This is a genomic window from Enterococcus sp. AZ167 (genome assembly GCF_051714025.1).
GTDB lineage: Bacteria > Bacillota > Bacilli > Lactobacillales > Enterococcaceae > Enterococcus_D > Enterococcus_D casseliflavus.
This window is the reverse complement of sequence record NZ_JBIORB010000001.1, coordinates 1,868,706-1,880,824: the sequence shown is the minus strand read 5'-3', so window position 1 is coordinate 1,880,824 and position 12,119 is coordinate 1,868,706. Positions and strand designations below refer to the sequence as shown.

11 protein-coding genes are annotated in these 12,119 nt (G+C 42.0%); 10 read left to right on the top strand and 1 reads right to left on the bottom strand.

The features are described from left to right. Window positions 1-70: 70 nt before the first annotated feature. The 6 genes from IGJ05_RS08820 (at window position 71) to IGJ05_RS08795 (ending at window position 7,239) form a co-directional block, all read left to right on the top strand. Window positions 71-1,018, top strand: a complete 948-nt coding sequence (locus tag IGJ05_RS08820) for a N(4)-(beta-N-acetylglucosaminyl)-L-asparaginase (protein ID WP_266167014.1) — start codon at window positions 71-73, stop codon at window positions 1,016-1,018. 39 nt (window positions 1,019-1,057) lie between these two features. Continuing rightward, window positions 1,058-1,390, top strand: a complete 333-nt coding sequence (locus IGJ05_RS08815; RefSeq protein WP_266167013.1) for a PTS sugar transporter subunit IIB — start codon at window positions 1,058-1,060, stop codon at window positions 1,388-1,390. Between the two features lie 68 nt (window positions 1,391-1,458). Further along, entirely contained in the window at window positions 1,459-2,814 is a 1,356-nt protein-coding gene (gene celB / locus IGJ05_RS08810; protein WP_266167012.1) for a PTS cellobiose transporter subunit IIC, read from the top strand. 17 nt (window positions 2,815-2,831) lie between these two features. Then, complete coding sequence (locus tag IGJ05_RS08805; protein WP_266167011.1) at window positions 2,832-3,350, top strand: GrdB-related putative oxidoreductase; 519 nt, start codon at window positions 2,832-2,834, stop codon at window positions 3,348-3,350. Between the two features lie 340 nt (window positions 3,351-3,690). Next, window positions 3,691-6,282, top strand: a complete 2,592-nt coding sequence (gene adhE / locus IGJ05_RS08800) for a bifunctional acetaldehyde-CoA/alcohol dehydrogenase (protein ID WP_010748754.1) — start codon at window positions 3,691-3,693, stop codon at window positions 6,280-6,282. A gap of 609 nt (window positions 6,283-6,891) precedes the next feature. Continuing rightward, a complete protein-coding gene (locus tag IGJ05_RS08795) occupies window positions 6,892-7,239 on the top strand; it encodes a hypothetical protein (protein ID WP_266167009.1) in 348 nt (115 codons plus the stop codon). A gap of 238 nt (window positions 7,240-7,477) precedes the next feature. On the opposite strand, the gene arfA is transcribed toward IGJ05_RS08795, so the two are convergent. Then, window positions 7,478-9,010: an arabinosylfuranosidase ArfA gene (arfA, locus tag IGJ05_RS08790; protein ID WP_266167008.1), complete on the bottom strand. Its 1,533-nt coding sequence runs from the start codon at window positions 9,008-9,010 to the stop codon at window positions 7,478-7,480. 101 nt (window positions 9,011-9,111) lie between these two features. Here arfA and IGJ05_RS08785 point away from each other — a divergent pair, with 101 nt between their 5' ends. The 4 genes from IGJ05_RS08785 to sufC all read left to right on the top strand — a co-directional run bounded on the left by IGJ05_RS08785 (window position 9,112) and on the right by sufC (window position 12,112). Beyond that, entirely contained in the window at window positions 9,112-9,879 is a 768-nt protein-coding gene (locus IGJ05_RS08785; protein WP_266167007.1) for an AraC family transcriptional regulator, read from the top strand. Window positions 9,880-9,970: 91 nt separating this feature from the next. Next, the gene (locus IGJ05_RS08780) at window positions 9,971-10,456 is read left to right on the top strand and encodes a hypothetical protein (protein WP_266167006.1); all 486 of its coding nucleotides are present in this window, start codon (window positions 9,971-9,973) and stop codon (window positions 10,454-10,456) included. Window positions 10,457-10,569: 113 nt separating this feature from the next. Continuing rightward, window positions 10,570-11,112, top strand: a complete 543-nt coding sequence (locus IGJ05_RS08775; protein ID WP_266167005.1) for a GNAT family N-acetyltransferase — start codon at window positions 10,570-10,572, stop codon at window positions 11,110-11,112. Window positions 11,113-11,338: 226 nt separating this feature from the next. Next, entirely contained in the window at window positions 11,339-12,112 is a 774-nt protein-coding gene (gene sufC / locus IGJ05_RS08770) for a Fe-S cluster assembly ATPase SufC (RefSeq protein ID WP_005232112.1), read from the top strand. Window positions 12,113-12,119 lie beyond the last annotated feature (7 nt).

The following is a 12,119-nucleotide window of genomic DNA, read 5'->3' as shown; positions in this document are numbered from 1 at the left end:
TAGTATAGACATAGTAGTATATACCGTATAGAATATACTTGAAAGCGCTATGAAAAATGGAGGGATAGTTATGTGGGGAATGATTGCTACATGGCGGATGGCACACGATGGTGTGCTCGCTGCTAAAGCAATATTAGAGCAACAAGGCTCCTGCCGAGATGCAGTAGAAACAGCCATTAAAGCAGTGGAAGATTATCCATTTTATAAATCAGTGGGGTATGGCGGACTGCCCAACGAAGAAGGCGTGTTGGAAATGGACGCTGCCTTCATGGATGGTGATACCTTCAAAATTGGTGCCGTCGCTGGGATCGTCGATGTGGAAAATCCTATTTCCGTGGCACGCAGCCTAAGTGAGGAAAAATTCAATAGTTTTCGGATCGGCCAAGGAGCGGTCGCTTATGCGCTTGCCGAAGGATTCCAGCCCAAAGAGATGCTGACACCCCGAGCCAAAACTATTTGGGAAAAGCGCAAAGCAGAGATCGCTGCCAACAACCTCGATCCCTATGACGGCCACGATACAGTGGGAGTAGTTGCGCTGGATGAACACCAAAGCATGGCAGCAGGAACCTCTAGTTCTGGTTTATTTATGAAAAAAAGCGGTCGTGTTGGCGATTCACCTTTATCTGGATCTGGTTTTTATGTGGATAGTGAAATCGGCGGTGCCGCTGCCACAGGGTTAGGGGAAGACTTGATGAAAGGCTGCCTTTCCTACGAGATCGTCCGTTTGATGGGAGAAGGGCTAGCACCGCAAGAAGCATGTGATCAAGCCGTTTACGACTTTGAAGCGCGATTGAAGAAGCGCTACGGCAAAGCCGGCGCCTTCTCGCTGATCGCCTTAGATAAACAGGGTCGCTGGGGGGTGGCAACCAATGTAGAATTTACCTTTAGTGTCGCAACCACCAATCAAGAGCCTGCTATTTTTATGGCAACACCAGGACCTGAGCAGACAACCGTGATCGAACCCATCACGAAAGAATGGTTGGAGGCGTATGAAGAACGAATCAAAGCGCCGGTCTAACAACCGCGATTGAGAAAAACAAACATTGGAGGAATGGATATGGTAACGAAAAAAATCTATTTGTTTTGTGAAGCTGGAATGTCAACGAGTATCATGGTCAATAAAATGATGGAAGTCGTCAAAAAGCACAACATGCCTTTGACGATCGAAGCATTCCCTGCGATCCATGCAGAAGAAAAAGTCGAACAAGAAAAACCAGTCGCTATTTTGTTAGGTCCACAAGTACGACACTTAGATAGCAAAATGAAAGCAACTTTCGAGCCAATGGGGATTCCAGTCGGCACGATCGCGACAGAAGCATACGGCATGATGGATGGCGAACGAGCGTTGAAAGATGCCTTAAGCTTGATCAAAAAAGCCAAAGCAAAGTAATAAAAGTGTTGGAGTAACAGGGGACTACGTGTTATCTGCCAGATAGCACGCAGATGGGAGGAAGAAAAATGCAGAAATTTTTAAACTGGTTAGAAAAAGTGTTAACACCGCTGGCAAAGACGATCGGTGAAAACAAATACTTGATTGCGATTCGTGATGGTTTCTTATTATCCACACCGTTGTTGATCGTGGGTTCACTCTTTTTAGTCTTGACCAATTTTCCGATTCCAAATTGGAACGAGATGATGAGCAGTTTGCTGGGAGACAACTGGGCAACGATGTTAAATATGCCAGCAACAGCCAGCTTTGACATTATGACGATTTTAGCCGTTGGTGGGATCGGGTATAGTTTGGCAAAACAGTTTAAAGTTGATGCCATGCAAGCAGCCATTATTTCACTCGTTTCTTTTTTTATCGTGACACCATTTACGACCGTTTTCACACCAGAAGGCTCTACGGAAGTATATGAAGTTGGCAGCCTGCCATTACGATGGATGGGTTCTAGCGGTTTGTTCTTAGGGATGGTCGTTGCCTTGATTTCCACCAGAATGTTCGTTGCGTTATTACGCAAAGGGTGGACGATCAAGATGCCTGACGGTGTTCCCCCAACCGTGGTGAAATCCTTTGAGGCGTTGATTCCCAGCTTTGTGATCGTGACGGTTTTTATGATCGCCAACTGGTTAGCCAACTTGACGTCTTATGGCAATCTCCAAGAGATCCTCTTTAAGTTCTTACAGACACCGTTGTTAAGTTTAGGAAATACTTTAGGTGCCATGATCATAGCCTACCTATTTTTGCATTTTTTCTGGTTCTTTGGGATCAATGGTTCCAGTGTGGTCGGCGCTGTCTTCAACCCTATCTTACGAGCATTATCTATTGAAAATTTAGATGCTTTCAAGAATGGCGCAGAAATTCCTAACATCATCACCGGTCAATTTCAAGACATGTTCGCGACCTTTGGTGGGGGCGGTTCGACATTATCTTTGATTTTAGTCATGATCTTAGTCTGTAAAAGCCAACGGGTCAAAAAACTATCACAGTTATCGTTGATTCCAGGTATTTTCGGGATCAATGAACCCATCATCTTTGGGTTACCGATCGTCTTGAATCCAGTTCTGCTGATTCCTTTTGCTTTAGTGCCAACGATCAATATTATAATCTCATACTTCTGTATGGATCTTGGGTTAGTCAACTATACCAATGGAATTCAACTGCCGTGGACCACGCCACCGATTATTTCTGGTTTCTTAGTCAGTGGTTGGCAAGCGTCCGTGTTACAAGTCTTGTTGATCCTCTTAGGAATGGCTATTTATTATCCGTTTATCAAAGTCTTAGATAATCAATATCTAAAAGAAGAAGCGGATGCCGTTGAACAAGAAGAAGAGGAAATCAATTTTGACGATTTCGATTTTGATGATCTATAAGAAGAGAGGCACCGCTCATGAAAAAAATAATTTTGATTCTCAATCATGTCACTGCAGGGATGGGAAGTGATGAAAATGCTCAGTTGCCGCCAAGCGGCAAAAAAGCTGCCCTTGGTCCAGGTCGAACTTTGAATCCACTTTTTCAAGAGCAAGACGCACAAATCGTTGCAACGCTTTATTGTGGTGATCAATATTATCACGAGCATCAAGAAGAAGTGAACAAAAAATTTGTGGGGTTTGCTAAAAAATTTGCCGCCGATGCCGTTCTTTGCGGACCTGCGATGCATTATCCTAATTTTGGCGAAATGGCAGCAGGATTGACGAAAGTATTCAATGCGCAAGGAATTCCAGGGGCTGCAGCGATGTCAGAGGAAAACCCAGCAGTGGCAATCTATGCCAAAGACATCTATATCTTGAAGATGCCGAAAAAAGGTGGAATCGGATTGAATGATTCCTACAAAAAGATGGCGCACGTTGTTTCCCAGCTTGCTCACGGAAAGCCTCTACCAGAAGCCGACCAAGACGATTTGTTTTAAAGAGAAAGACGATCAGCGCTGGCTGGTCGTTTTTTTGCCCTCAAAGGTCACTTTGAGCAATGTAAAATACTAGAGGGAAGATATCGTTTTTAAATGTGCGCAGTAATCCAGTGTAATTTATAGTTTGTTCAATCAAGCACATGACATTTTTCTTAAGAAAAACCGAAACTTTTGTCCACTTCTTTTCTTGAAAAGGCTTTGTAAACGGTTAAATACCAGAAAATAAAATAAACTGTGAAAAAAATCACAAAAACTATTTACAAACGAAAAAAGATGTTGTATGATCTGTATGTGAAGTAGTTAACAAACAAAACATGTTTAAAAACTAGGAGGACATACAATGGCTAAGACATTGGAAAAAGAAGTGACGATCGACGTACAAGCAATGATCGACGATTTAGCAACGAAGGCAAATGTGGCGTTAAAAGAAATGGAAAGCTTTGATCAAGAAAAAGTGGACCACATTGTTCATGAAATGGCAATGGCAGCATTAGACAAACACATGCCTTTAGCTAAAATGGCAGTAGAAGAAACTGGCCGTGGTATCTATGAAGATAAAGCGATCAAAAACATGTACGCTTCAGAATATATTTGGAACAGTATCAAACATGACAAAACAGTCGGCGTGATCAATGAAGACAAACAAAAAGGCTTGATCGAAATCGCTGAACCAGTTGGTGTCGTTTGTGGGGTAACACCAACAACCAACCCAACATCTACAACGATCTTTAAAGCAATGATCGCTTTGAAAACACGTAACCCGATCGTTTTTGCTTTCCACCCATCTGCACAAAAATGTTCAGCAGAAGCTGCACGTATCGTTCGTGATGCAGCCATCGCTGCTGGGGCACCTGAAAACTGTGTGCAATGGATCGAACATCCATCAATCGAAGCGACTGGCTTATTGATGAACCACCCAGGAATTGCGATCGTATTAGCAACTGGTGGCGCTGGCATGGTCAAAGCAGCATACTCAACTGGTAAACCTGCATTAGGTGTTGGACCAGGGAACGTACCTGCATATATCGAAAAAACAGCGAAAGTGAAACGAGCAGTCAATGACTTGATCGTATCAAAAACTTTTGATAACGGAATGATCTGTGCCTCTGAACAAGCAGTGATCGTTGATAAAGAAGTCTATGCCTCTGTGAAAGCAGAATTTGAAGCACATCAAGTATATGTTGTAAAAGCAAAAGAATTACAAAAACTTGAAGATGCCGTGATGAACGAAGGAAAATATGCCGTAAATCCAGCAATCGTTGGACATTCAGCAATGGAAATCGCGAAATTAGCAGGCATCAACGTACCAGAAGGAACAAAATTATTGATCGCTGAACTTGACGGTGTCGGTGCTGATTACCCACTATCAAGAGAAAAACTTTCTCCAGTTTTAGCAATGATCAAAGCAAACAACACAGAAGACGCGTTCGAAAAATGTGAAGCAATGCTTGATTTAGGCGGATTAGGCCATACAGCGGTGATCCACACTGAAAACGAAGACTTGCAATTAGCATTCGGCCTACGCATGAAAGCTTGCCGTATCTTAGTTAATACACCATCTGCAGAAGGTGGTATCGGAAATATCTACAACGAAATGATTCCATCATTGACACTTGGTTGTGGTTCATACGGGAAAAACTCTGTATCACGAAATGTTTCTGCTGTGAACTTGATCAACGTGAAAACTGTAGCGAAACGGAGAAATAATATGCAATGGTTTAAATTGCCACCAAAAATCTTCTTTGAAAAGAACTCTCTAATGTACTTGGAGAAAATGGAAAACGTTGAACGTGTCATGATCGTTTGTGACCCTGGTATGGTTCAATTCGGCTATTGCGATACGGTTCGTGAAGTACTTGCTCGTCGTAAAAATGACGTGAAAATCGAAGTCTTCTCTGACGTAGAACCAAACCCATCAACAAACACCGTTTACGCTGGAACAAAAATGATGGTTGATTTCAAACCAGATACAGTGATCGCCCTTGGTGGTGGATCAGCAATGGATGCTGCCAAAGGCATGTGGATGTTCTATGAGCACCCAGATACTTCATTCTTCGGCGCGAAGCAAAAATTCTTAGATATCCGTAAACGGACATACAAGATCGACAAACCAGAAAAAACGCAATTCGTTTGTATCCCAACAACGTCTGGTACTGGTTCTGAAGTAACCCCATTTGCGGTTATCACTGACAGTGAAACACACGTGAAGTACCCATTAGCTGATTACGCATTGACACCAGATGTAGCAATCGTTGACCCTCAATTCGTAATGTCAGTACCTGCTTCTGTTACAGCAGACACTGGAATGGACGTCTTGACTCATGCGATCGAATCTTATGTGTCCGTAATGGCATCTGATTACACTCGTGGATTGAGCTTACAAGCAATCAAGTTAGTCTTTGACTACTTAGAAAAATCAGTGAAAACACCTGATATGGAATCTCGCGAAAAAATGCATAATGCCTCAACAATGGCAGGTATGGCCTTCGCCAATGCATTCCTAGGTATTTGTCACTCAGTAGCCCACAAAATCGGTGGTGAATATGGTATTCCTCACGGACGTACAAATGCGATTCTTTTACCGCACATCATCCGTTACAATGCCAAAGACCCACAAAAACATGCAATGTTCCCTAAATATGACTTCTTCCGTGCTGATACAGATTACGCAGACATTGCGAAATTCTTAGGCCTTAAAGGCAAAACAACGGCTGAATTGGTTGAAGCATTGGCAACAGCTGTTTACGAATTAGGACAATCTGTTGGTATCGACATGAGCTTGAAAGCGCAAGGCGTCACTCAACAAACACTAGATACAACAGTTGATCGCATGGCTGAATTGGCTTACGAAGACCAATGTACAACAGCAAATCCAAAAGAACCACTAATCTCTGAATTGAAACAAATCATCGTTGATGCCTATAACGGCTAAACAATGAATCAAGAACACCCTGCGGTATCTTAGCTGCCGCAGGGTGTTCTTTTGTCGTCTCTTTTTTTGAAAAGCAAGCTGGCAGTTGCCACTTCCTTGCCCAGAGCAGTTAAGGATGAAAAAACAGCGTTCATAGACAGAGGGTTGCTGTTTTGCATTTCTAGTATATTAAATAAAAAAGTTTTTAATCATTTTTGAATAGTATGACTCAAAAGGATTTTTGGTTTTATCCTCTTGCTGTCTTTAAAACAAAAAGAAGAATTCTATTTGTTTTATCGATTATTTGTGATAATTTGAATTTGAAGAACTAGAAACAAGCTGTTTTCAAGTTAAAAATCTTTGATTAGTCAATGTATCAAAAGTGATTATCTAGCTTATGGAGCTAATAAGAAAAATATTTTCTATATCAGCTAAAAGCGAAAATTACCTAGCGAATATGTCTTGCAAAAATATAATGGGTACGGTATTCAATTTAATATTTTAAACTTGATTATTGCATTACTTATAATACAATATTTTAGGAAAGTGGGAGATGTTATGAAAAGGGGGGTAGGAATCCTCATTCTATGTTTCATTTTATTTTTTTCTTGTTGGAAAGAGGGAAGAGAGGTGAATTACTCAGTAGATGAAATTCCACCAGAAAAAATTTTCGGAAAAATCGTTGGGAAGAGCACTACTCAATTTTTTTTAGATGTTGAAGTGACAGATATTGATTTAGTCCTTCTCGATTCAATAGATGTAAGTATTGGCGATAGTGTACGGATTTATTTTGATGAAATTGAACGGTTTGATTTTATTACGGAGAACTTAGATCCAAACGAATTAGATGACAAAAGAAGAAACGTCTTTTCAAACTACCAAATTAATCAAAGTGTTTTGTATTATTTCAGAGACAACATCCCTAAGATTAATAAAATTATTTTGAAGAATGACAATGAGTTAAGGATAGTTGATTAGCTTTGTTTGTATCGGTGTTTATAAAATGTAACTTTTAGATAGGTCCTTGAACTATGCAGAGTATTGGAGGTACGTGTCAGTCTGGAAGCAAACTTTTCCTTTTTTAAGTAAGGAACACTTTTGCTAAGTGATGAAGCAAGTATCTATGATTCTATGTAAATGGGGTTGCAGATTCAATATTGATTCTGCAACCCCATATTTATATAACACTGTTTTTTTCATAGTATAGGGAATAACCTTACTTGCTGCCGTTTTTCTTCAAGCGTAGCATCTGGAAGCTTTGTTTTTCCAAGACGACACGCAAAATGCCGTCATTCAATTCCGCTGTTTTTCCATTGACGGGCACAACGTTGTTCGGGGTTGCTTCGGTATTGACGGCATGCAAGTCTGGGTGGTGCAAGACTTGATGGGTAGCGATTTGCAATGAATCATATTGACGCAAGTCGCAAGTGAATTCATTGGCATCCTGCAAATCCTTATTTACTAAGAAAAAGGTCAAATAGTCATCTTCATTTTCGATCGCAATGGCATCCACATAAGAAGCTTTTCCGTGGCTGCTATCGAAATCAGCCCCTCGAAGAATGCTATGCAACACGTGACCGCGACCATAGTTGCTGATCATTTCATAGGGATAAAAAATCGTTTGTTTCCAAGCGGCAGTATCGGAAGTCATGATCGGTGCGATCACGTTGACCAGCTGTGCCATGCAGGCGATTTTGACGCGATCTGCGTGATGAAGCATCGTGATCATCATGCTTGCGACGAGTAAAGCATCTTCAAAGTGATAGACGTCTTCTAATTGTGGTGGGTGTTGACTCCAAGGTTCAATTTTTTGATCCTGTTCATTTGAGTGATACCAGACGTTCCATTCGTCGAAGGAAATATTGATCGTCTTCTTGCTTCGGCGTTTGGCTTTCACTGCATCACAGATTGCTGCGACTTGACTGATGAACTGATCCATTGCGACATTGCTTGCTAGATAATCTTGGCTATCGCCGTTACGGTTGCCATAATATTGGTGCATGGAAATGTAGTCGACTTGATCGTAACAATGACTTAATACTGTATCTTCCCACATGCCAAAGGTCGGCATCGTGAGAGAAGAACTACCACAAGCGACGGTTTCGATCGTTGGGTCCACCAGACGCATCGCTTTGCCAGCTTCTTCTGTGAGACGGCCATATTCATCGGCTGTCTTATGTCCTTCTTGCCAAGGACCGTCCATTTCATTGCCTAGACACCAAAGCTTGATGTCATGAGGATCGGCCACCCCATGGGCACGACGGAGGTCACTATAATAGCTGCCGCCTTTTAAATTGGTATATTCGATCAAGTTTTTCGCTGCTTCGATTCCTCGTGTCCCAAGATTGATCGCCATCATCGGTGCCGTATTGACTTGTTTGGTCCAATCCATAAATTCGTTTAAGCCGAACTGATTGCTTTCGATTACCCGCCAGGCCAAATCGATTTTTGCTGGCCGTTGGCCTTTAGGGCCGACGCTATCTTCCCATTTATACCCAGAGACGAAATTGCCTCCTGGGTAACGGACGATCGGCACATTCAACTGCTTGATCAAGGCAGCGACATCTTGACGAAAGCCTTGCTCATCGGCAAAAGGACTTTCTGGTTGATAGATCCCTTCGTACACACAGCGCCCTAAGTGCTCCACAAAAGAGCCGTAGATCCGTTCGTCGACTGGTGCCAAAATAAAGTGTTTGTCTAAATGCATCGTAGTTTTCTTCAATTTTGCAACCCCTTTCTTTTCTTTCATTGTAGCGATAGTCCATGAAAATAAACACTACATTCTGTCTTATTCTATTGACGTTTTGTCCGTTTTCTTTATACTAAAGGCAAGTAGGAAGGAGTGAGAAGTTGAACGTAACCTATTCAGGATTTCAAATGCACAATGCTGTTTCCGATCATATTTATCGCCCCTCTGGCTTAAAGCATTATCTTTTCGTGTTGACGTTGTCTCCAATGGTTTTCACTTTTGAAGATGGTCATGAAGAAACTAGTGAAAAAGGTAGCTGCATTCTTTTTCCTCCAACCGTCTATCAAGATTATCGTGGCAAAGAAGATTTTTTTAATAGCTTTGTTGAGTTTCAAACGGATCAGGTGATCGAAGAAACCTATGCGATCCCTTGCAACCAATTGTTCCAGCCGAAAAATATTCAACAAATCAACAAATTGATCCAAAAGATCAATCATGAATCCTTGTTGCCACAACGGCACACGCAAGAATTGATTGCGGCGTATATGACAAATCTATTGGTCTTACTTGAACGCAATTTTGAAGAAAGCATTCCGCAACCACGAAACGAACACTATCAACTGTTTCAAGCGATGCGGTTGAAAATGTTAGTCAATTGCGAACAGCAATGGGATTTTTACCAGTTTAGCCGAGAGCTTTCCATCGGTAAAAGCCAATTCTACAAGCTCTATCAACAGTTTTTTCATACCACGCCCAAAGAAGATTTATTGCAAGCTCGGTTTCAAAAGTTTTTTTATCTACGCAGCAACGAAACACTAACGATTCGAGAGGCGGCGTTTCAATCTGGGTTCCAAAACATCAACCATTTTAATCGGCTCTTTGCGAAGCGCTATGGCTGTGCACCCACAAAGTACCAACAGGAGCAATAGTCAGGGGTGATTGGTAAAAACGCAGAAAAAAGTCCAACGAATTCTTGACGGATGAAAGAGAAAACGGGACAATGTCATTAGGAGGTGGCATATGGATATAGAAATGATCGTAAGCGAACTTTCTAAACGTTCAAGTGAATTGGAAGCGCTACAAAGCAAGTTGAGTCAAAGCCAATTAATGAATAATGAGGCGGCACAAACGTTCATTTTTGACTTAAAGGATTATTTAGATAGCTTAAAGCTCATAACAGATTTAGTACCGTCAGCGGCAACTACAACAGTGGAAGTTGACCAGTTGTCGTACGTCTTAGGTGAACAAAATCAAAGCATCCAGCAGCTGCTGGTTATTTTGGAAGAAGCCGAAGCAAATGACGACCAGCGCTTTTTCGGCAAAAGTGCGGGAGAAGTGCGGCGGATGATTGGCAGTCTGTCTGGGATCCTGGAACTAAACGGTCTGTTGCTGCAAGACAATCGTGGCTTTCAGCAAGTCGTGAAGGAAACTGGACCGCTTCAGGTGACTGAGACAAAGGAAGCCCCTGAGAAAAAAGGGTTTCTCCATAAGCTTTTCGGGAAATAAGCACTGATCGTCAATCAAAACATGAATCACTTGTACCAAAAAAACGGCGCTTCACAATGTGTGAAGAACCGTTTAAGGAGACGACTTTCTTTAGGAGAAAGGGGTGTTTGAAGATGGCAGAAACAGTCACACTTCAACCGATTACGGAAGAAATGATTGCTGAACTTTGGTCGATCAGCTATGGACCAAAGGCAGATTTAGAATGGAAAAAATGGGACGGACCGTATTTCCAAGACCCCGTATTGACGTGGGAAGAATTTCGAACGGGGTTTGGCGCTAGCTGTATCGACAACCCGTTACGTAAAGCGATCAGCTATCAAGGTAGAATCGTGGGGATCGCGACCGCTTATTGGGAAGACAATACCTTGCAGCAGTGGTTGGAATTCGGGATAGCCATCTATGATGCTTTCCTTTGGAATCAAGGCATTGGCAGCCAAGCAATTCGCCAGTGGATCAATGATTTATTTGAATCACAGCTTCATATCCAGCGAGTCGGGTACACCACGTGGTCCGGTAATCACCGCATGATGAAACTAGGAGAAAAGCTAGGGATGACAAAAGAAGCCCAGATCCGCAAAGTCCGTTTCTGGGAAGGCACCTATTATGATTCCATCAAGTATGGCATCTTGCGAGAAGAATGGGCACAGCAGAAGTGAAGGTAGGGGATGCGGCAGCCAATGTCGTATTCCTTTTTCTTTTTTACAACAAATCAAAAAAATTTCTAGCATTACAGACAATAACCATGTACTATCTCTATGTAATACTTTATAATAATTCCAATGTACAGATTAGAAATATTTTAAAAAAGTCGGGAATAGCGTTTGAAGTTCATTCTCAATTAGTCTAAAATAGTGAGAAAGAAAAGATACTGGAGGGAAAGAAATGTCAGTTTTAGAAATTAAAAATCTACACGTCCAAATCGAAGATAAAAAGATCTTAAAAGGCGTTGACTTAGTGTTAAAAACTGGAGAGATCCATGCCATCATGGGACCAAACGGTACAGGGAAATCAACCTTGTCCGCTGCCATCATGGGTAACCCGAATTATGAAGTGACAGAAGGGGAAATTTTGTTCGACGGCGAAAATGTCTTGGAAATGGAAGTGGATGAGCGGGCTCGTTTAGGTCTGTTCTTGGCGATGCAATACCCAAGTGAAATTCCAGGCATCACCAATGCGGAATTTATGCGGGCAGCGATCAATGCCAAACGTGACGAAGACGACAAAATCTCTGTCATGGATTTCTTGAAAAAATTAGATGAAAAAATGGATTTATTGAATATGCCAGAAGAAATGGCGGAACGCTATTTGAATGAAGGCTTCTCTGGTGGAGAAAAGAAACGAAATGAAATCTTACAATTGTTGATGCTAGATCCAACCTTTGCGATTTTGGATGAGATCGACTCTGGTCTAGATATTGATGCCTTGAAAGTCGTAGCAAAAGGCGTCAATGAAATGCGCGGCGAAGGCTTTGGCGCTTTGATCATCACCCATTACCAACGTCTGTTAAACTACATCACACCAGACGTGGTTCATATCATGATGGAAGGCCGTGTCGTGATGACCGGTTCGGCAGATTTAGCCAAACGCCTAGAAGCAGAAGGCTATGCTGGGATCAGTAAAGAGTTAGGGATCGACTACAAAGAAGAAGAAGCGTAAGGAGGCA

What these genes read in the sequence shown, in the direction of transcription:
- IGJ05_RS08820 (WP_266167014.1), top strand. Translation starts at nt 71, where the DNA reads ATGTGGGGAATGATTGCTACATGGCGGATGGCACACGATGGTGTGCTC.
- IGJ05_RS08815 (WP_266167013.1), top strand. Translation starts at nt 1,058, where the DNA reads ATGGTAACGAAAAAAATCTATTTGTTTTGTGAAGCTGGAATGTCAACG.
- celB (WP_266167012.1), top strand. Translation starts at nt 1,459, where the DNA reads ATGCAGAAATTTTTAAACTGGTTAGAAAAAGTGTTAACACCGCTGGCA.
- IGJ05_RS08805 (WP_266167011.1), top strand. Translation starts at nt 2,832, where the DNA reads ATGAAAAAAATAATTTTGATTCTCAATCATGTCACTGCAGGGATGGGA.
- adhE (WP_010748754.1), top strand. Translation starts at nt 3,691, where the DNA reads ATGGCTAAGACATTGGAAAAAGAAGTGACGATCGACGTACAAGCAATG.
- arfA (WP_266167008.1), bottom strand. Translation starts at nt 9,010, where the DNA reads ATGAAAGAAAAGAAAGGGGTTGCAAAATTGAAGAAAACTACGATGCAT.
- IGJ05_RS08780 (WP_266167006.1), top strand. Translation starts at nt 9,971, where the DNA reads ATGGATATAGAAATGATCGTAAGCGAACTTTCTAAACGTTCAAGTGAA.
- IGJ05_RS08775 (WP_266167005.1), top strand. Translation starts at nt 10,570, where the DNA reads ATGGCAGAAACAGTCACACTTCAACCGATTACGGAAGAAATGATTGCT.
- sufC (WP_005232112.1), top strand. Translation starts at nt 11,339, where the DNA reads ATGTCAGTTTTAGAAATTAAAAATCTACACGTCCAAATCGAAGATAAA.